The following is an 18,774-nucleotide window of genomic DNA, read 5'->3' as shown; positions in this document are numbered from 1 at the left end:
CAGATGGCTGCTAGCCAGTGATTTTGTGCTGCCGAGAACAATGTGGGAGAGAGCCATGAGTGCCCTGGCTGTGCGTTGGACACAACACCACCCGCGAATCTTTCTTGTCCTGGCGGCCCTGCTGTGGTGGGGCCTGTATCAAACCTTGCAGCCCCTTTCAGAAGTGGTAGTGGCTGCTTTGCCGGTTGACCGCCAAAGCCACCTTGGTGCGGCGTTGCAATTTTTCCTCTACGACACGCCCAAGGTGCTGCTGCTACTGACGGGCATTGTCTTTGTGATGGGGGTGATTAATACCTATTTCACGCCTGAGCGAACCCGCGCCCTGCTGGCTGGTCGGAGAGAGGGGCTGGCCAATGTCATGGCGGCTTTGCTGGGAATTGTGACGCCCTTCTGTTCGTGTTCAGCCGTGCCGTTGTTTATCGGCTTTTTACAGGCCGGGGTGCCGCTTGGTGTGACATTCTCATTCCTGATTGCCGCCCCGATGGTCAATGAGGTTGCCCTGACGCTCCTGTTTGGCATGCTGGGCTGGAAAATCGCCCTGCTGTATCTGGGACTTGGTTTATCCGTGGCCATCGTGGCTGGCTTGATCATCGGCAAGTTGAACATGGAGCCGTATCTGGAAGACTGGGTGTGCGACATTCCCAGAGCTGAAGCCCAGTTCACCGCCGTGGAGGTTGACTTTGGTGAACGTCTCGCCGCCGGCTTTCAAAGTGTGCGCGACATCGTCGGGAAGGTCTGGCCGTATATTCTGGCCGGCATTGCCATTGGGGCTGGCATTCACGGCTATGTGCCGCAGGACTTCATGGCCAGCTTCATGGGCAAATCCGCCTGGTGGTCGGTGCCGCTGGCGGTTGTGCTTGGTGTTCCGATGTACACCAACGCTGCCGGGATCATTCCGGTGGTTCAGGCACTGCTGGACAAGGGGGCAGCCGTCGGCACAGTGCTGGCCTTTATGATGAGCGTCATCGCGTTGTCCCTGCCAGAGATGGTGATTCTGCGCAAGGTGCTCAAAGTCAGGCTGATAGCTGCCTTCATTGGCATCGTCGCCACCGGCATTTTGATCGTGGGATACGTCTTCAACTGGGTGTTATAAGGAGGTTGCCATGAAAGACATCAAGGTGCTTGGTACGGGGTGCGCCACTTGCAAAAGCACAGTTGCCCTCATTGAGGAAGTTGCCCGGACGAAGGGCATTGCGGTATCGCTGCAAAAGGTCGAGGACATCAAGGACATCATGCATTATGGGGTGATGAGTACGCCGGCTGTCGTGGTTGATGGGAAGGTCGTCCATGCCGGCGGGATGCCGTCCCGTGACAGGATTGAGCAGTGGTTGTGTTCCTGAGTTGTCAGGGGGAACACATCCTCAAGCGTCAGGGGAGAGTACCTTGGCTGAGCAGGCCGGAACCGGCCCGTCCAAGGCTGAAACCGCTGAAGTTCATCAGACATTGAACCGGAAGTGGATGATGTCGCCGTCCCGGACGACGTAGTCTTTGCCTTCGAGGCGGAGTTTGCCGGCTTCCTTGCACCTGGCTTCCGAGCCATGGCTGATGAAGTCCTCGTAGGCAATGACTTCGGCGCGGATGAACCCACGTTCGATGTCCGAGTGAATTTTCCCGGCGGCCCGCTGGGCTTTGGTCCCACGCCTGATGGGCCAGGCGCGGCATTCATCCTCGCCGGCCGTCAGAAAACTGATGAGGTCGAGCAGCCCATAGGCCGCCACGATGAAGCGATCCCGCGCCGGGGCGGTCAGTCCCAGGTCACGCAGGAACTCTGCCTGTTCCGCCGGGTCAAGCTGGGCGATGTCCATTTCCGTTTGCCCGCACATGGCGACGAGCGTCGGGATCGCCCGTGTCCGGGCCGCTTCCTGGATGGCTGGTGGGACGCCAGCCGCAATGTCGGCTTCCGCCACATTGAGCAGAATCATCTGTGGCTTGAGCGAAAGAAACCGGAAACCGGCCATAAGCTGGCGTTCTTCGTCATCGAAATCCAGTGACCGAAGTGGTTGCCCAGCGTCCAAGGCGGAGTGGCACCGCTCAAACAGCGTGCGTTCCTGGGGGGTTGCTTTCTGGTCCTTTTTGAGGCGCGCCAGACGGTTTTCCACCTGGATCAGGTCGGACAGCATGAGTTCGGCGTCAAAGCTGGCAATGTCGGCCGCCGGGTCGGTCGGTCGGGTTCCCAGCGGGTCGGGAAAGGCGCGCACGACGTGGGCCAGAGCATCCACATCGCGCATCGCCGTGACGAGTTTGGTATCCAGGCCCGTTGTGCTGCGCTGTTCGGTCGGGCCGGCTACATCCACAAAAGCGACTTCCGCGTAGGTGCGTTTTCTGGTGCGGTAGATGTCGCCCAGGGTGTCCACACGGGCATCCGGGACTTTGATGTTGCCAAGGTTGGGGCGTTCCTTGCTGCCGTAGCCGCCAACTTCGGCCGTCAGGCCCGTCAGGGCGTTGAAGACAGTGGTTTTGCCGGCGCCGGCGAAGCCGACGATGCCTACTTTCATAAGTGTCTGATTCCAGAAAGGTGAAGATTATTCGGCACGAGGCGGTGTCTGGTGCTGTGCCTGCTGCACCCAGGCCAAGGCTTCCGCCTGCGTCTGGAAGTCCAGCAGCGCCTCGCTCAGGGCTTCCAGGGTTTCCAGGGGAAAGGTCGTGAGCGTGGACTCCAGCTCAGGCGGAAGCGGCCCGACGCGCCGCCGGAGTTGGCGCAGAACAATGTGCAGGGCTTCGAGCCGTTTGCCCTGTTCACTCCCTTGGGCGTGGCCTTGCTCCCGACCTTGCTCCAGACCTTGCTCCAGACCTTGTGCCAAGGCTTCCTGCCAGATTTCTGTCACAAATGGCGCTTTCATAAGTGCTTCTGCCTGCTCCTTCAAGGCTTCTTTGGCGGCTGTCTTGACGGTTTGCCACCGAAGGGGGGTTCCGGTAGCGGCCAGATACCGCAGCACCGTTCCCAGATATTCTGTCACACTTTGCTGCTCCAGCAGGGCAATGAGCTGAAAAATCTCCCGCAGCCGCTCCGGCAGCTCATCGGTAAAGACATAACGTAACACCGACAAGCCAGCCCGCAACAGGGCCCCGCCTTTGATGACTTCCGGGCTGAAGCGGGACAGGTCACACAGCCAGTACCGGAAAGAGGGCGTCCAGGCGCGCAGCGCCGGCTCGTCGTGGTGTGCCACCAGCCCGGCAACGTCCGTGGCCACGTTCCAGCGCGTCTGCCCGTGATAGAACACCACCGGAATGATGACCGGCAGGGAGGTGTGGCCTTCGCGTCGCGCCTGTTCCCAGATGGCGACGACGTACCGCAAAAGCTGAAGCGGCGTCCACGGCCAGGGGGTGCTTTTGTGTTCGAGCAGGACGTACACCAGCGCCGCCGCTCCGGTCCGGTCACGCACGCGAAACAGGGCGTCAGAAAGGTGCTCCCGCAAGTCGTCGTCCACAAAGGTGCCGGACAGCGCCTCCGGGTCCGTGACATCCAGGTGGGCAAGCAACTCCGGGGGCAGGTAATTCGCCAGAAAGTCGGCGGCGACGCCGGGCCGGCCGAGCAGGTCCTTGAAGAAGCGGTCGTGTGGATTTTCCAGATGACCTTCAACCATGACCGGTGCTCACGCAGCCCGTGCCGGTGTCACCTGGCCAGTGACCGGACGTAAGCCACCAGAGCTTCAATGTCCGCCGGTGAGCCTTTGAAAGCCGGCATCGTTCCTTTGCCGTTGGCAATGGATTTGGACAGTTCCTCATCCGTACGTTGGCGCTGCCAGTCGGCGTCTGTCAGGTCGGGAGCATCGGGTACAGTAGGCCGCCCGTCCGTCCCGTGACAGGCCACACAGGCCCCGGCCCCGTTGTAAAGCCGCTTTCCACGGGCAAGCCGCTTCCCGGCGCTTTCGTCCCGCGTGGCCGGTGCGCGTCCGGTTGCCGGTCCGCTACCCAACAGTGTCGTCAGGAACGCCATCCCGGCCAGCCCGGCGACAAACGTTTTTGACTGAAAGAACATGACTGCCTCCCCAACCTGGCGACGACCTTGCTTTCGATGCAGCACGATAAAAGCCGGGCTTGGTCTCCCAGCGACCTTGTGCCCGGCTCCACACGCCTGTCAGCGACGACAAAAGGGTTGTGGTGGTGCTTACTTCCCGGCCGGTTTGCCCAGGAAGCGGATGTAAGCCACCAGCGCCTTATGTTCTTCGTCGGTGCCGTTACCCCCTTTGAAGGCCGGCATGCCTTGGGCAGCCTTGGCCCCCTTGAGGGAGGCAACGATTTCCTCGTCCTTTTCCTTCTGCTGCCAGGCGGCATCGGTGAACTTGGGCGCATTGGGAAGCACACCCTGCCCCTTGTCTCCGTGGCAGCCGGCGCAGGCGTTGGCGTTATATAACTCCCGCCCTTTGGCAATCAGCGGGTCTTCCGCCCCTTCGGCTGGCTTGGCCGGTTCCGCCGGCTTGGCACTCGTTTCCGTCGTGGGTTTGGTTGGTTCAACCGTCTTGACCTGTTCTTCCTTGGGCTTCATCGGCGGCGGTGGAGGAACGTTGTCTTTGACAACACAGGCAGACAGTACGCCGGCCGCCACAGCGGCGCAGAGGGTCAGGAATCGCTTCAGGTTGTGCATACCGGATAAAACTCCTTGAGAGGAATGTGCGAGGGGCTGTTGTGCCAACCGTTACACCGTGCCAAGACGGTCGGCAAGAAAGTCCCGTAGCCCGGCAATCGGGACACGAACCTGTTCCCAGGTGTCGCGGTCACGTACGGTGACGGTATCCAGTAAACCGGTTGGAGAAGCTGGGGCGTCTTCTTCCTTTGCGCCATCCTTGGTCTTACCGATACCCAGCGTGTCGTAATCTACCGTGACACAGAACGGTGTGCCAATCTCGTCCTGCCGGGCATAGAGTTTGCCAATCGCAGCCGTGTCATCATACACGGCGCGGATGCCATGACGTTGCAGGTCAGCCTTGATGGCTTTGGCCTTTTCGACAAGTTCTGATTTATTGCGCGCCAGCGGCAGCACCGCCACCTTGATGGGGGCCAATGCCGGATGCAGTTTCAGGACGACCCGTGGTTCACCGTCCGGGCCGGGTTTTTCGCTGTAGGCGTCCATCAAAAACGCCAGCGTGGCGCGGTCGGCGCCAGCCGACGGTTCAATAACGTAGGGAAAGTATTTTTCATTCGTCACGGGGTCGCGGTACACGAGGCTCTGCGTCGAGTGCTCGTTGTGCACCTGCCATTTGTCGTGCTTGCCTTTGGAGTGAACACTAAGGTCGTAGTCCGTCCGGTTGGCGATACCTTCCAGCTCATCCCACTGTTTTTCTTCGTCTTCGCGTTCGGGAAAAAAGCGGTACTGCAAGTCCGTGCAGGCGCGGGCGTAGTGCGCGAGTTCCTCCGGCTGCTGGACGTACCGGCGCAGGTTTTCGGCCCGGATGCCATAGCGCAGATACCAGTTGTGGCGCTCCTCAATCCAGTGGGCGTGCCAGTCGGCGTCCGTTCCCGGCTTGCAGAAAAACTCGATTTCCATCTGCTCGAATTCGCGCGTCCGAAAGGTGAAGTTGCCGGGCACGATTTCGTTGCGAAAGGCCTTGCCGATTTGGGCAATGCCAAAGGGAATCTTGCGCCAGCGCGAATCCACAATGTTTTTGAAGTTGACGAATATGCTCTGCGCGGTTTCCGGGCGCAGGTACGCCAGTGCGGCATCCTCTTCGACAGGGCCGACCTGGGTCTTGAACATCAGGTTGAACGCCCGTGGCTCGGTGAGGTTGGCGCTACAGGCGGCAACCTTGCGTTTGTACCGGGGGCAATCAAGTTCGTAGGTTTTGTCGGCCCGGAAGCGTCCCTTGCACTCGCGGCAATCCACCAGCGGGTCGCTGAAGGTGGCTTCGTGCCCGGAGTACTTCCACACAAGGCGATTCATCAGAATCGCGCCGTCCATGCCTTCGATGTCATCACGGTCATAGACGACGGCTTTCCACCAGGCGCGTTTGACGTTGTTTTTGAGTTCGACGCCCAGTGGGCCGTAGTCCCACGTCGAACCCAGCCCCCCGTAGATTTCACTTGCCGGGAAGATGAATCCGCGTCGTTTGCACAGTGAAACAATGATTCCAATATCGGCCGCCGCCATGAGCTGGCTTACCTTTGTGTCAGGTCCGTCGTTTCTGGTCTTGCTGTGGCGAAGCGTTGGGTCACTTGCGCAAGCTGGCAACTATACACCGCGCGTTGGGGGGTTGTCACACCTTTTTCGCGCTGGATGGTGGTTGTGCTGCGGACGGGCTGACAGAGAAAAGCCGGCCGAGGCATCCGCGCCGGACGCCCGAAACCTGCCCATCGGCCGGTTTTCCGTTCGGCCGGTTGGCAGGGGTACATCGCCGGGCATCAGGCGTTGGTGTTGGCCAGGTTGGTCAGGAAGCTCACGTCCAGGTTGTGGCGCTTGAGCAAGGCTTCAAAGCCGTTTTTGTCCACGGCTTTGATGTAGGCTTCCTGTGGTTCGACCCGTTTGTTTTTGACGTGGTCGAGGAGTGCGTCATTGAGCGTGACATTGCCTTTGGCCTTGCCGGTCTGCATAGCCGAGGGAATCTGGAAGGTTTTGCCTTCACGGATGAGGTTGGCAATCCCGGTGTCGCAGATGAGCGTTTCAAGGGCGGCCACCCGTCCGCCGCCGATTTTCTTGCACAACGTCTGGGCAATAACACCCTTGAGCGATTCAGAAAGCATCACCCGGATTTGCGCCTGCCGGTCAGCCGGGAACTGGTCAATGATACGGTCAACGGTGGAAGGCGCTGTGGATGTGTGCAGTGTTCCAAACACGAGGTGTCCGGTCTCGGCGGTTTCAATGGCGATGGAGATGGTTTCGAGGTCGCGCATTTCGCCGACGAGGATGATGTCGGGGTCTTCGCGCAGGGCCGCACGGAGGGCATCCTTGAACGAGTCGGTGTGGTTGTGTACTTCGCGCTGGTTGATGAGGCAGTTTTTGTTTTCGTGGACAAACTCGATGGGGTCTTCGATGGTGATAATGTGGTCGCGGCGGTGGCGGTTGATGAAATCAATGAGCGCGCACAGGGTCGTGGACTTGCCGCTCCCCGTCGGGCCTGTCACCAGCACCAATCCCTTGCTCAGAAAGCAGAGCTTGAGGATTTCCTTGGAGAGACCAAGCATTTCCGCCGTCAGGATTTTGCTGGGGATGACCCGGAACACGCCGCCCATACCTTTGCGGTCCATGAAGATGTTGCAGCGGAAACGGGCGGCATCGCCGAACTCGTAGGCAAAGTCGGTGTCGTGCCGGCGATTGAACTCCTCGCGGTTTTTATCCGGCATCAGTTCCCACAGGATGCGTTCGGTGTCGGCGGGTGTCAGGGGTTGCCCTTCATACCCCGGCATGACGACCATATCCCCATCCAGACGCAGCATCGGCGGCACGGACGCCGAAATGTGCATGTCGGAAGCCTTGAGTTCGAGCTGTTTCTCGAACAGCTTGTCAATTTCGAGTGGCCCACGTTTGCGCAGATGGACAGCCGGACCCGCACCGGCCGTTGCCGGACCGTGGGCTGGGGCCGCAGGGGGGGGGGAACTGGTTGTCGGTGTTGGTGGGCTGACTGCTGCATGTCTGCCAGAGACCTGTTCCGGCACGGTCATCCCGGAAGCTGGCGTTGAGGGGCGTGGTGCCGGGCGGGTGGGCGGAATCGGCGGGGTCGGGCGGGGTGGGGTGATGCTGGTTGCCGGAGTAGGTGTCGGAGTAAACGTTCCAGAGGGTCTGGATACGGGGGGCGGAGGTATGGGCGCGCTCGGCGTAGCCGGCCTGGCCGGGGCGCTGTCAACCGGAACGAACGAGACCTTCATCCCGCCGCCTTCTTTCGTGATGGACACGTCGAATGTCCCGGCGCCGTTGACGTTCAACCGGAAATTGGTGGTCGGTTGACTCATCAGGGCGGTTTTCTTGTCGTCGGGGAGGTGCGGTTGCAGGAGCCGATAAATGTCAAACGGGGTCATCGGGCTGCGGGTCAGTTCCGTTGCCCCGGATGAGTTGAAGACGGTCGGAGCCTTACCCGCCTGGAGAACAAGCTGATCAGCGCCCGCCATCCGCGGGTCCTTGAGCAGGCTTTCAATCGTCGCCGACATGGCGCACCCTCCGCTAAGGATACAGGTCAGGATACAGTGAATTCAGCGAGTCACGACGGTCTGGTGTACAAAAATCTAGTCGGTCTGCCCGACCTCATGCAAGGTATGGGCTTGGGTGCCGATTCGTTGCCAAAACCACAGACGTGCCAAGTTTTTCAACTTGCAGTGTAAGCAGCCATAAAAGTCGGAAACGTGTGGAATCTCGCACTGAGGTATCTTGGCGCTCGGCTACAAACGAGTGCAATGTCCGCGCCTTGTGCACTGTTCTGCTTTGAGGAGAGAGTACCGTCATGGGTGATGACGCCATTGTTCACAAAGGGACGAAAACCTTGTCAGCCCCAGACGGCGAACACGCGCACCTGACACCCTCCCAGCGGTTCTGGCGTCTCGTCTCCCTCGACTCACGCGACATCCTGGCGATTCTGGCCTACACGGCCGTCGCCGGATTGTTTTCCCTGGCCGTGCCTATCACGGCGCAGGTGCTCGTCAACAACATTGCTCAGGGGCAGTCCCTGCAGCAACTCGTGGTCCTCACCTCGCTGGTGCTGTTTTTTCTGAGCTTGAGCGGTATTTTGCGGCTGTTCCAGTTGGTGCTCATTGAGCGTTTGCAGCAGCGCATCTTTGTTCGGGTGGCTATCAACCTGGGAGAGCGCCTGCCACGGGTGCAACTTGGCTCGCTGACCGGTGAGTATGCCCCGGAGCTGGTCAACCGCTTCTTTGATGTCATCAACATTCAGAAGGCCTTCGCCAAGCTGGCGCTCGATGGGCTCGACGCCGTCCTCAAGGTGTTCGCCGGGTTGCTTCTGCTGGCCTTCTACAGTCCTTACCTGCTTGGTTTTGACGTAGCCGTGGTGCTGGCCGGGCTGTTCATCATTTTCGTACTGGGCATCAATGGCCTGCGCACCAGCATTCTCGAATCCAAGAAGAAATACAAAGTCGCGGCCTGGCTCGAAGAACTGGCGCGCTGCCACATCAGTTTCAAGATGAGCGGCACGCTGGATTTTCTGGGGGAACGGACGGATGCCCTTTCTGTCGCCTATCTCAAAGCCCGCCGCGCGCACTTCGCTGTTCTCTTTCGACAGGCCGTTGGCAACTACTTTTTCTATGCCATTGCCAGCGCCGGCATTCTGGCCGTTGGAGGCTGGCTCGTTATCAACCGTAAGTTGACCATCGGCCAACTGGTGGCTTCCGAAATCGTGGTCGTATCGGTGCTGGCCGGAATGGATAAGGTCATCAGCCAGCTCGAACACGTCTATGATCTGCTGACAGCCCTCGACAAAGTGGGACAAGTCGAGGACCTGCCCATTGAGCGGACAAAAGGCATTGAGGTTCCATCCCGCGATGAGGGGGCGACGGTGGTGTGTCGTAATGTCCGCTTCAGTTACCGTCCAGGTGTGGAAATCCTGTCGGGAGTGGATTTGACCATCAAGCCCGGTGAGTGGGTCAGTGTCGTCGGCTTGAGCGGGGCCGGGAAATCCACACTCATGGCGCTGATCTGCGGATTGCTCGAACCATCGCACGGGACGGTCGAAGTCAACGGGATTGATGTCCGGGACGCCAATCTCGACGCACTCCGGCTGATCGTTGGTATGGTGGGCGACCGGGAGGAAATCTTTGAGGGCACCATCGAGGAAAACATCCGGGTCGGCGCCGACTGGTTGACCCAGGAAGACCTGCGCTGGGCCCTGGAGATGGTGCATCTGACGAATGAACTGGCTGAACTCCCGCAGGGACTGCAAACGCTGCTGGTCAGCGGGGGCTATAACCTGTCGCGGGGGCAGGTCCAGCGCCTGCTTCTGGCGCGGACCATCGTGCGGCGGCCCAAACTGCTCATTCTCGATGAAGCCTTCATGGGCATTGACGAACGCACCAAGCTGAAAATCCTGGATGCCATTTATGACCACGCCCATCCCTGGACGATTATTGACATCTCCCATGATTCGGAAGTCGTTGTCCGGTCTTCCGTCATTCACGTTCTGGACAAGGGCGTAATTGTCGAAACCGGCTCGCCGGAGGAACTCTCCTGGCGACGTGGGGGGGCCTTTGCGTCGCTGTTCCCGGAGGTTTCCCGGCAGCTTGTCGGCAAGCGGCTCACGACGGGCAAGGTGTAAGCCCCATCTCTTGAGGGAGGAAACCGCACGCCATGGCACAACCTGCGCGTCAACTGAAAGCGATCCCGGCCACGTTGCCGTCGTCCAAACCACAGGCTTTGCAGTTGGTTGAGTCGCCGCGGCCGGCGCGCCCGCTGGCGCTTATCCTGGTGTTGTTTCTGATCCTGCTCATCTTTGCACTGATTTATGTCCCCTGGCAGCAATCCATCACTGGTGTTGGTCAGATGATTGTGTTTTCACCGAATGACCGCCCCCAGAACGTGCAGGCGCAGATACCCGGCCGCCTCAAGGGATGGAAAGTCAAGGAAGGTGATTTCGTTGAAGCCGGGACCGTCATTGCCGAAATTGCCGAGATTGATTCGAAGTTTCTTGACCCGAATCAGCTTGAACGCCTGGAGCGCCAGCGTGAGTTTCTGATTGCCCAGCGGGAAGCGGCCCAGTCCCGTGCTGCCGCTCTGCTTCAGCAGATCAAGGCGCTTGAACGGTCGCGCAGCCTCGCTATCCCGGCGGCTGAGGAGCGGGCACGGCAGGCCGCCGACCGCCTCCGCTCGGCTGAGCAGGCACTGGAAGCGGCCAAGCAGAAACTTCTGGCCGATGAACTCAACTTCGAGCGGATTCGTGACCTCAACAAAGGAAAAAAAGACGCTGATGGCAACTGGATCATCCAACCGGGTCTCCGTTCAGACCGCGACTTCGAGTTGGCCCGGCAGACCGTGGAGACATCACGCGCTGATGTCATCCGCCTGCAAGCCCTGCTCGACGCCGCCATTCGTGACACGAAGGTGGGGGAACTTGATGCCCGCCGGGTTGAAAATGACACGCTGGCTACCCTGAGCAGCGCCCAAAGCTCGTACGCCTCGGCGCAGGAAACCATTGCCTCCCTCAGTAACAGCATTCAAAAGCTCGACATCGAAATTCAGAACTTCCGCGAGCGCATCCAGCAGCGGCAGGTCATCGCGCCACGCGCAGGGCAGGTGACCCAACTGCGGGCCGTCGGTGAAACCGAAACCCTCAAGTCGGGGGATGTCCTCTGCGTTCTGGTGCCCCAGATGAAGGAGGAAGAACAGGCAGTGGAACTTGTGATCAGCGACTTCGATGCCCCACTGGTGCGGGTTGGCGATCCAGTACGCCTGCAGTTTGAGGGTTTTCCGGCCATCCAGCTTCCAGGCTGGCCTTCAGTCGCCATTGGCACGTTTGGCGGGCGCGTCGTCTCCATAGATTCCGTGGATGATGGCCTCAATCGCTTTCGCCTGCTCATCAAGCCGGATTACGAAGCCATTGAGCGCGGCAAGGACGATCCCTGGCCGGGCCCGACCATTCTTCGTCCGGGAACCCAGGTGACGGGCTGGGTGATGCTCCGGGTGGTGTCGCTTGGGTTTGAGCTGTGGCGGCAGTTCAACGGCTTCCCGCCGATGTTTGACCGCAATCCCATCGAAAGAAAGAAAAAGCCCAAGGACGACAAGGACAAGGTCAAAGCCAAGGGCAAGTCCGGCAAAGACGACGACGGGGACAAAGATGACAAGTAAGCTGTGGTTTGGCGCTGTGGCCTGGCTGGGGATATGGCTGGGCGGCGGCTGTGCGTCAGCGGCCTGGGCGCAGGCCCCCCTGCCGGGTATCGTTGTGTCCCCAACCGAGGATGAACGCCGCTTGGCTGCTGCCGTCGCCCATGCCGGACCTGATCCGCAATCGGGACGCCGCACCGGTGCACCAACTCCCGGCCCGGGCGGTGCGCCGCCGCTGCTTCTGGAGCGTGTTTTTCAAATCATTGAGAACCAGCACCCAAAACTGCGTGGCTCCGTCATCGAACGCCGTGTCGCCACGGCGAAGCGCATTGAGAAACAGGGGGCTTTTGATCCCATCCTGTCCATTTCGACTGACTACCTGCGTTACAACAGCGCCTCCAAACGGGGAAAAGTATCGGAGGCCTTTGGCATTGGGACGGAAGTCAACTTCCTGACCCGCTCCGGGATCAAATTCTTTGCGTCCTCGAATCTCAATCTGGGCGCGACCAAGTCTCCGCTTTCTGCCACCGGGGATTTCGGCACCTACGAGTTTGGTCTCAAAGTGCCGCTTTTCCGGGATTTCCGCATCAATGAAAAATCCGTCGGGGAGCGGCAGGCTTTTCTGGGCGAATCCCAGGCGGATATTGCCGTCGTGCAAACCCGCCTGGAGCTGTTCCGCAAGGCGGCCGATGACTACTGGGACTGGGTCGCCGCCAAGCGCCGGTTGGATGTGGCGCGCAACCTGCTCAAACTGGCTGAAATCCGCAACGACGCCATCCGGCAGCGTACAGTTGTCGGCGACCTCCCGCCTATTGACGCCGTCGAAGCCGAGCAGGAAGTGCAGCGTCGCCAGGCGGCACTGGCCAAAGCCGAGCGTGACTTCCAGAAGGCGCAGTTCAAGCTTTCTCTTTCCCTGTGGCTGGATGATGTCACGACCCAGCCGCCGCCAGACGAAGGCAGTGTACTCGATGTCAGCCTGCAACTTGAGCCAACGGAAATCACGGCGGCTGAAATCAACGATGCCATTGCGCTGGCGCTTCAGCGCCGCCCGGAGTTGCAGGCCATTGCTGTCCTGAAGGACACGGTGCGGTTGGACCTTGAGCTGGCCCGCAACCAACGGCGTCCCATTCTCGACCTGGCGCTTGTGCCGGGACGCGATGCCGGGCCCGGGGGCATTGGAACGACGCTCAAAGCCGGCGTGATTTTTGAACTCCCTCTGCGGCAGCGGACGGCCGATGGACGGATTGCCCAGGCGCAGTTGAAGCTCCAGAAGCTCGATCTCGAAGAACGGACGCTGCGCCAGCAGATCATGACCGAAATCTACGACACCGCCTCGGCCATCAATACCGCCTGGCAGCGGTATCTCGCCACGAAACGCGAACTTGAAGCCGCGATTGTTCTGGAGCGGGGCGAAAACCAACGTTTCATGCTCGGTGACAGCTCGCTGTTTCTGGTCAACCAGCGTGAACGCGCCACGGCGGAAGCCCGCAACAAGCTGATTGACGTGCAGGCGGAGTACGAACAGGCGCGTGCCGCACTCCGCCTCGCCATGATGCAGTTCTAACCCTGGGAGCGCGGGCGTCCCTGGGAGGGCGGGCGTCCCGCCCGCCTGTTTCACGCGGGCGGGACGCCCGCCCTCCCAGGGTGACGCCCGCCCTCTCTGGTTATGTGGTGGGCAGGTCGCTGCCCTGGACGATACCCAGCGGACGATAGTTCCCAAGGCCTGGAAATACCGCACTCAACTGCGGATTCCGCAGGCGCCGGACGACAATCTCTGCCAGCACCTGCCGGTAGTCCGTCGTCACCGCCAGGTCTCCGCCGTCCAATGCCTGGCTGGCCAGACCTGGCCACGTCCCATACATTCTTCCGCCATTCACTGCGCCGCCCAGAACCAGCATAATTGATGCCCGTCCGTGGTCAGTGCCCCCGCTCTGGTTTTCCCGCAGCGTCCGGCCGAACTCGCTCATCGCCACCAGCGTGACCCGCTGCCGATAGCGCACCATGTCGTTGTAAAACGCCAGCAGGTTGCGCGCCAGCGAGTCCACATTCGTCGCATACGTGCCGGTGGTCAGTCCCTGGTTGTTGTGGGTGTCCCAGCCGCCGACATCGAGCGTTGCAATCCGCAGGCCGATGTCGAGCTTGATGAGCCGCGCAATGGTGATCAGCGCACTGCCCAGAGAGCCGGTCTGCGTTTCCGGCTGGGCGTAGCTTGCCCCATTTTCCGGGCTGTAGGCCGGGAGTGTCCCCCCCGTTGGCGGCCGCCCAATGGCATTGTTGACGTTCTGGATGGCACTGATGGCATTGAAGCCAGCCATGTGGAGCGGCGTCGTGCCGCTGTACATCCGCGTCATCGCCGGAAAGATGGTCGGATCGCCCGGCAGGGCAAAGTTGGTCAGGTTGGGCATCGCAATGGCGCTGCCACTGCCAATCAACGAACCGGGCAGACTGTTGGATGCCGCCAGCGTGGGGATCGCCCCGCTCTGGCCGCCGGAAGTGGTGATATGGCGCGTAAGCCACCCGGTCGGCTGGCGCGAGGAAGGTACACCGCCTTCCATCAGGCTTTGGGCGTCAAAGTGGCTCCGGTTGGCTACCGTCAACCCGGTCGCATGAACAATCGCCAGCGCGCCCGCCTGATACACATCAAGCAACGGCCGGGCGCTTGGGTGCAGCCGGAAATCAATCCCGTTCCCGATGGGGTTGGCGAGGGGCAGTCCGGCGTCCGTGCCGCTTTCGCGCAGGCGCAGGTTGGGCCGCGAGGCCACATAGTTCGGCTCATTGACTGGTGCCGCGAAATTCAGGCCGTCAATTCCACCGCGCAGGTAGAGCACCACAAGAATGTCATTGACTCCACTGGTCTGGCCGTAAACCAGTCCCCCGATGCGGGCCACACCGCTGGCGGCATAGGCCGCCGTCAGACTCGAACCAACAACGAATTGGCGTCTTGTGAGTGGCATACTTGGCTCCTTTTCTGTTCTCGGCTTATCGCCACCAGAAATCCGGCGACACGCACAGGCGCGCCACGGTCAGGTTGATGCGGTTGGTGACTTCGGTGGTCGTGCCGGAGGGCGGCGCATCCGGGGAGGCGCTGCCGCGCAGGTACTCGATAAGTTCGGTGTACACTTCCGGCCGCACGGGCCGTCCCATGATGCGCGCAATGAAGAAATCCACGATCTGGCGGGTGGTCGTCACACCGGAGGGCAGGCTGGCGCGCAGGTTGTGCTGGATAGATGAGTAGCCGTTGGTCAGGGTGACAAGCACATTCCGCCAGCTTGCGCGGAAGGTATTGGTGTTGAGCCAGTAGGCACTGACATCGGGGAACCCGTTTGGTGGCGGCCAGGCAAAAAGCTGCTGACCGGCTTCGGTCACAAGGTTGTAGGGGGTATAACTCCCCCCGTTGTCAACCAGATTGGCATCTATCGCGCGCAGGAACGACATCATGTAGTCAAACGGCCGCTTGGTTTTCTGCCCCCACGTTTCCGCGAATTCCGGCGACAGCAGAATGGTGCGCACGACCCGCCCAAGCTGGTCGGGGGCGGACAGGTTCTCCCGCCAGGTGACAACCGCCTGTTTGATGACGCTGGGAGGCGGGTTATCGGCGATGAGTCGGCGGCAGAGCTTGCTGCACACAAAGATCGCCGTGCTTGGGTTGGCCGCCAGCAGGTCCAGGATGCGCTGCCCCTGGATCATCGGGTTGGACGATGTGGCGGCCGGAATGGGTACGTTGAGAACCGTACGCGCTGCCGGGTCGTTCCACTGGGGGACGAAAATAAACTGCCCGGTGTTGGGCAAAGTGGTACTCCCCACCCGCTGCCCGGCAGCAATAGTCCATCCGGTCAGCGCGGCTGCAATCTGGTTGACATCGTTTTCCGTGTAACCGGTGGACATCTGTCCGCTGGGGAACACCGGCGCATCGGCCGCGTTGGGGAAGTAGTTGCGTGCGCCCAGCGTGTGAAGTTCAAGCAACTCACGGGCAAAGTTCTTGTTGGGGGCGGTGTTCCGGCTGCTGACCAGGTTCAGGTAGTACATCATGGCAATGCTCTTGGTGACTTCTTCGAGCAGAACCCGGAAGTTGCCAAAGGCATGCTGCCGGAACAGGCGGTTGTAGATGGGCCAGGTGGCATAAATGCGGCCGTTGGTGCGCGCATCCACGTTGAAGTGGTCGTACCAGAAGTCCACCAGGACTTCCCGGAGTTGCCACTTGCTGTACACGGCCCGCAGCACCGTTTCCGCGCGGACTTCTTCCAGCGGGCGCGTCCGTTCGGGAAAGCCCATGGGAATACTGAAATCACCCAGCCGCCATAACTCACTCAGCGGCTTGTTGAGCGCGGTGAGAGGGCGCAGTTCATCGAGTGCCGGATAACCATCACCGGCTGAGTAGCTGATGCGCAGGCGGGCGCTCTGGCGCTTGGCCAGAAAGAGGGCATCGTCGGCGTCATTTGGATGAAGCTGCTCTTCAACGTATGCCCTGAATCCGATGGTCCGAATGCGGTCGAGATCGCCGGGACGCGGCCCAAACCCCATGCGGTTGGCTGCGATGACTTCAATCGGCGGCCGGTCAGGAACGCCTGCCGCCTTGGTTGTGTCCTGGTACAGAGGCGGGTCGTCGCTGGTGGTCTGGTTACTGAGGCCGGTAAACCCCTCGAACCAATGACACCAGGCGTAGGAAGCAGTAGCCGAGGTCATGACATTGTCTCCTGAAGACGTGGCCGTGGGTCTCTACACCCTGCGGAGAAGGAGACCTGGCGGCCAGGTAAAGCCGTTGTGTTTGTTTGAGAGAGGCAACCGGGCACGGAAAAGTTTGGATTTTTTTGACTTCCTGCCCGACAGGTTTCCGACACCATCCCAGTCCTGCCCAATCAGCACCATCCAGGCGATGAACGCAAAATGCCGAAACCGAAGCCCCGTGGCGAAGTACCCGCCGCCCGCACTCTGGACGCCTTCCGAAAAAGGATTGCTGAAGTTTTATGGGTGCAATGTAGTGTGAAATTCAGTGGTGTTGCCATCCCCCTGGCGACGGCAACCAACATTTCCCGAAGAAAGTTGGGTTCTTCCATGGCCTCTGTGACGACATCCGTTACGTCCGCGCCCACGCCACCCCGGCGCAACCTGCTGCCGTACCGGTTGGCAACGCAGATGGTGTTCGTGCTCATTCACGTCCTGCTCATCCGCGCGGCCATCCCGAACCTGGCCTGGGCCATCTATGGCATTCTTTTCTGGGCGGCGCTGGTCTATCTGACGATGCGCACAGGCCGGTGGGTGTGTGCCTGGATTTGCTGGCTGGGCGGCGCGCAGGACCTCTTTGCTCGCTTCGCCAGGGCGCGGGTGTCGTTCAACCCACGGTGGACGCAAATCGGCGTGCTGGTGGTGGCTGCCCTGTGGGTGCCGCTGGCCTGGCTGTTCTGGCGCGATGCCATGACCGCCCACACCAGCTCCATGGGCTTTGATGCCGAAAACTGGTGGTCGCACGCCCTGCACCTGGGGCTGCTGGCTTTCGTCGTCGGCAGTGTGTTCGTTCTCGGAAAACGTGGCGCTTGCCGGTACTTCTGTCCGTTTGGCATGGTGGTGGACGGATGCCGTAAGATGCACCAAGCGTCGTCGCAGCCGGGCCTCGTCACACTCAAACGCCGCCGGGTGAGTCCCACGACGCCTGCTGCTGAGGCCGCTGCCAATGCCACCACCAACCGGGGGAAAACTGCATGATTTGCCACGCCTGTGGGCGCGAAGTGCGTTTGCTGGGGAGGGTCGGACGCCTCGACCGCTGCAACGAATGTGGCGCCGACCTGCACTGCTGCCGCAACTGTCGCTTTTTTGACGCCGGCGCGCGGTTTGAATGCCGTGAACCCATTGCCGAGCCGGTACGTGACAAAGCCGCCGCCAATCATTGCGAGCATTTTGCTCCAAACACAAAAGTGGCACTGACCGGTGCCTCGAAGTCCCGCACGGCTGCGGATGATGCCCGCAAAGCCTTTGAGCAGTTGTTCAAGAAAAAGAGCTGACCGCCCGACAATCTGCGCCGGCCGCTGCCAGCCGTTCTGGAGCCATGGGCATGAGAGCCAAAGACTTGATGACCAGTGACTTTGATTTCATTTCCGGCGACGCGACCGTGCGGCAGGCCCTGGAGTTGATGAACCAGACGCGCGTCCATTGCCTCATCGTCCTGCCACGCGATGAGTACGATGCCCACGGCATCATTACTGACCGCGACATCGTTTATAAGGTCATTGCCACGGGTGGCAACCTCGACAAGGCGCACGTCCACCAGGTGATGACGAAACCCATGTTCTTTGTCGAGCCGTTGCACGACATTCGCGCCATCGCCCGGCTGCTCCGGGCCCATAAACTCACCCGTGCGCCGGTTGTCGAAGTCGGAAAAATCATCGGCATTGTCTCCATTACCGACATCATCCGCCATTTCCGGTAGGCATTTTGGGTGCTGCCGCCGCATCAATGCCGGGTTTCATCCCCCGTACCCTGGCAGTAAAGGCTTGATTTTTGGCCGCGAAAAGCATTCCATCGGGGTGTATGAAAACTCACGATGGGTGACAGCCGTGCCTTGCGCGGCCGGTGTCCATCGTCAAACGCAGCCATGACCTTTCAGCAGCTTTTGTTCGTCGGTTTTGCGGCCCTGGTGCTCAGTGGCGCCGTGTCGGTGGTGCTGTTGCGCAACCCGCTCTACGGCGCTTTTGCGCTCATTACTTCCTTTGTCGGACTGTCGGCGCTCTACGTTCTGATGGGCGCGCAGTTTATCGGCGCGGCACAGATTGTCGTCTATGCCGGGGCCATTATGATGCTGTTCGTGTTCGTCATCATGCTGCTCAATGTACGCGCCGATGAAGAACGTCCGCCACGGCACCGCTTTCTCGTCTGGCTGGCGCTGCCACTGGGACTCGCATTCACGGTGCAGGTCTGGTTTGCCGTCTGGGGCATGACGGGTGAGCGCGCGCCTTCCGGCGAAGCCGGTACGGTCGAGCGGGTCGGCAAAAACCTCATGACCCGTTATCTGCTGCCGTTCGAGCTGACCTCGGTGCTGATTCTGCTGGCCGTGGTTGGTGCTTTGCACCTGGCAAAACGTGAGAAGGAGTAAC

General features: G+C 60.5%; 17 protein-coding genes. 9 read left to right on the top strand and 8 right to left on the bottom strand.

Features of this window, described 5'->3' with window-relative positions:
• Positions 1-55: 55 nt before the first annotated feature.
• Positions 56-1,093 (top strand): permease, encoded by a 1,038-nt coding sequence (locus J8C01_RS06675; RefSeq protein WP_211431418.1) that lies wholly within the window; start codon positions 56-58, stop codon positions 1,091-1,093.
• A 10-nt stretch (positions 1,094-1,103) separates the two neighbouring features.
• On the top strand, positions 1,104-1,340 hold the full coding sequence (locus tag J8C01_RS06670) for a thioredoxin family protein (protein WP_014099862.1): 237 nt from the start codon (positions 1,104-1,106) through the stop codon (positions 1,338-1,340).
• A 96-nt stretch (positions 1,341-1,436) separates the two neighbouring features.
• Here the strand turns inward: J8C01_RS06670 and ychF are convergent, their stop codons facing one another.
• The 6 genes from ychF to J8C01_RS06640 form a co-directional block, all read right to left on the bottom strand.
• Complete coding sequence (gene ychF / locus J8C01_RS06665) at positions 1,437-2,495, bottom strand: redox-regulated ATPase YchF (RefSeq protein ID WP_211431417.1); 1,059 nt, start codon at positions 2,493-2,495, stop codon at positions 1,437-1,439.
• Positions 2,496-2,522: 27 nt separating this feature from the next.
• Positions 2,523-3,584, bottom strand: a complete 1,062-nt coding sequence (locus tag J8C01_RS06660; protein WP_211431416.1) for an Rpn family recombination-promoting nuclease/putative transposase — start codon at positions 3,582-3,584, stop codon at positions 2,523-2,525.
• A 29-nt stretch (positions 3,585-3,613) separates the two neighbouring features.
• On the bottom strand, positions 3,614-3,979 hold the full coding sequence (locus J8C01_RS06655) for a c-type cytochrome (protein ID WP_058867597.1): 366 nt from the start codon (positions 3,977-3,979) through the stop codon (positions 3,614-3,616).
• A 129-nt stretch (positions 3,980-4,108) separates the two neighbouring features.
• Positions 4,109-4,585, bottom strand: coding sequence for a c-type cytochrome (locus tag J8C01_RS06650; protein ID WP_211431415.1), 477 nt, complete (start codon positions 4,583-4,585; stop codon positions 4,109-4,111).
• Between the two features lie 51 nt (positions 4,586-4,636).
• The gene (locus tag J8C01_RS06645) at positions 4,637-6,085 is read right to left on the bottom strand and encodes a glycine--tRNA ligase (protein WP_211431414.1); all 1,449 of its coding nucleotides are present in this window, start codon (positions 6,083-6,085) and stop codon (positions 4,637-4,639) included.
• Between the two features lie 251 nt (positions 6,086-6,336).
• Entirely contained in the window at positions 6,337-8,076 is a 1,740-nt protein-coding gene (locus tag J8C01_RS06640; protein WP_211431413.1) for a type IV pilus twitching motility protein PilT, read from the bottom strand.
• Between the two features lie 290 nt (positions 8,077-8,366).
• Between J8C01_RS06640 and J8C01_RS06635 the strand changes: the two genes are divergently transcribed.
• The 3 genes from J8C01_RS06635 to J8C01_RS06625 are packed head-to-tail and all read left to right on the top strand — an operon-like array spanning position 8,367 to position 13,253.
• Positions 8,367-10,187, top strand: coding sequence for a peptidase domain-containing ABC transporter (locus tag J8C01_RS06635; RefSeq protein WP_211431412.1), 1,821 nt, complete (start codon positions 8,367-8,369; stop codon positions 10,185-10,187).
• 32 nt (positions 10,188-10,219) lie between these two features.
• Positions 10,220-11,713 (top strand): HlyD family secretion protein, encoded by a 1,494-nt coding sequence (locus J8C01_RS06630; protein ID WP_211431411.1) that lies wholly within the window; start codon positions 10,220-10,222, stop codon positions 11,711-11,713.
• Entirely contained in the window at positions 11,703-13,253 is a 1,551-nt protein-coding gene (locus J8C01_RS06625; protein ID WP_211431410.1) for a TolC family protein, read from the top strand. The genes J8C01_RS06630 and J8C01_RS06625 overlap by 11 nt, the downstream gene beginning before the upstream one ends.
• Before the next feature lie 100 nt (positions 13,254-13,353).
• Here J8C01_RS06625 and J8C01_RS06620 read toward each other — a convergent pair whose 3' ends face one another.
• Both J8C01_RS06620 and J8C01_RS06615 read right to left on the bottom strand, forming a co-directional pair.
• Entirely contained in the window at positions 13,354-14,643 is a 1,290-nt protein-coding gene (locus J8C01_RS06620) for a DUF1501 domain-containing protein (protein WP_211431409.1), read from the bottom strand.
• Positions 14,644-14,668: 25 nt separating this feature from the next.
• Positions 14,669-16,372, bottom strand: coding sequence for a DUF1800 domain-containing protein (locus tag J8C01_RS06615; protein WP_211431408.1), 1,704 nt, complete (start codon positions 16,370-16,372; stop codon positions 14,669-14,671).
• A 378-nt stretch (positions 16,373-16,750) separates the two neighbouring features.
• On the opposite strand from J8C01_RS06615, the gene J8C01_RS06610 reads away from it, so the two are divergent.
• The 4 genes from J8C01_RS06610 to J8C01_RS06595 all read left to right on the top strand — a co-directional run bounded on the left by J8C01_RS06610 (position 16,751) and on the right by J8C01_RS06595 (position 18,773).
• A complete protein-coding gene (locus J8C01_RS06610) occupies positions 16,751-17,389 on the top strand; it encodes a 4Fe-4S binding protein (RefSeq protein ID WP_211424725.1) in 639 nt (212 codons plus the stop codon).
• Positions 17,386-17,685, top strand: a complete 300-nt coding sequence (locus J8C01_RS06605; RefSeq protein WP_014099849.1) for a hypothetical protein — start codon at positions 17,386-17,388, stop codon at positions 17,683-17,685. The genes J8C01_RS06610 and J8C01_RS06605 overlap by 4 nt, the downstream gene beginning before the upstream one ends.
• A gap of 50 nt (positions 17,686-17,735) precedes the next feature.
• Entirely contained in the window at positions 17,736-18,110 is a 375-nt protein-coding gene (locus tag J8C01_RS06600) for a CBS domain-containing protein (RefSeq protein WP_187288349.1), read from the top strand.
• 165 nt (positions 18,111-18,275) lie between these two features.
• Positions 18,276-18,773 carry an NADH-quinone oxidoreductase subunit J family protein gene (locus J8C01_RS06595; RefSeq protein WP_014099847.1) on the top strand — a complete coding sequence of 166 codons (498 nt, stop codon included), beginning with the start codon at positions 18,276-18,278 and terminating at the stop codon, positions 18,771-18,773.
• Position 18,774: the final 1 nt, after the last annotated feature.

Origin of the sequence: Chloracidobacterium sp. D, assembly GCF_018304685.1 — a bacterium.
Taxonomy (GTDB): Bacteria; Acidobacteriota; Blastocatellia; order Chloracidobacteriales; family Chloracidobacteriaceae; genus Chloracidobacterium; species Chloracidobacterium thermophilum.
Note: the sequence above shows the minus strand (reverse complement) of the source record. Positions and strands in the feature narration are given on the sequence as shown.

What these genes read in the sequence shown, in the direction of transcription:
- J8C01_RS06650 (WP_211431415.1), bottom strand. Translation starts at nt 4,585, where the DNA reads ATGCACAACCTGAAGCGATTCCTGACCCTCTGCGCCGCTGTGGCGGCC.
- ychF (WP_211431417.1), bottom strand. Translation starts at nt 2,495, where the DNA reads ATGAAAGTAGGCATCGTCGGCTTCGCCGGCGCCGGCAAAACCACTGTC.
- J8C01_RS06620 (WP_211431409.1), bottom strand. Translation starts at nt 14,643, where the DNA reads ATGCCACTCACAAGACGCCAATTCGTTGTTGGTTCGAGTCTGACGGCG.
- J8C01_RS06670 (WP_014099862.1), top strand. Translation starts at nt 1,104, where the DNA reads ATGAAAGACATCAAGGTGCTTGGTACGGGGTGCGCCACTTGCAAAAGC.
- J8C01_RS06595 (WP_014099847.1), top strand. Translation starts at nt 18,276, where the DNA reads ATGACCTTTCAGCAGCTTTTGTTCGTCGGTTTTGCGGCCCTGGTGCTC.
- J8C01_RS06615 (WP_211431408.1), bottom strand. Translation starts at nt 16,372, where the DNA reads ATGACCTCGGCTACTGCTTCCTACGCCTGGTGTCATTGGTTCGAGGGG.
- J8C01_RS06640 (WP_211431413.1), bottom strand. Translation starts at nt 8,076, where the DNA reads ATGTCGGCGACGATTGAAAGCCTGCTCAAGGACCCGCGGATGGCGGGC.
- J8C01_RS06655 (WP_058867597.1), bottom strand. Translation starts at nt 3,979, where the DNA reads ATGTTCTTTCAGTCAAAAACGTTTGTCGCCGGGCTGGCCGGGATGGCG.
- J8C01_RS06675 (WP_211431418.1), top strand. Translation starts at nt 56, where the DNA reads ATGAGTGCCCTGGCTGTGCGTTGGACACAACACCACCCGCGAATCTTT.
- J8C01_RS06660 (WP_211431416.1), bottom strand. Translation starts at nt 3,584, where the DNA reads ATGGTTGAAGGTCATCTGGAAAATCCACACGACCGCTTCTTCAAGGAC.
- J8C01_RS06645 (WP_211431414.1), bottom strand. Translation starts at nt 6,085, where the DNA reads ATGGCGGCGGCCGATATTGGAATCATTGTTTCACTGTGCAAACGACGC.
- J8C01_RS06635 (WP_211431412.1), top strand. Translation starts at nt 8,367, where the DNA reads ATGGGTGATGACGCCATTGTTCACAAAGGGACGAAAACCTTGTCAGCC.
- J8C01_RS06605 (WP_014099849.1), top strand. Translation starts at nt 17,386, where the DNA reads ATGATTTGCCACGCCTGTGGGCGCGAAGTGCGTTTGCTGGGGAGGGTC.
- J8C01_RS06625 (WP_211431410.1), top strand. Translation starts at nt 11,703, where the DNA reads ATGACAAGTAAGCTGTGGTTTGGCGCTGTGGCCTGGCTGGGGATATGG.
- J8C01_RS06600 (WP_187288349.1), top strand. Translation starts at nt 17,736, where the DNA reads ATGAGAGCCAAAGACTTGATGACCAGTGACTTTGATTTCATTTCCGGC.
- J8C01_RS06630 (WP_211431411.1), top strand. Translation starts at nt 10,220, where the DNA reads ATGGCACAACCTGCGCGTCAACTGAAAGCGATCCCGGCCACGTTGCCG.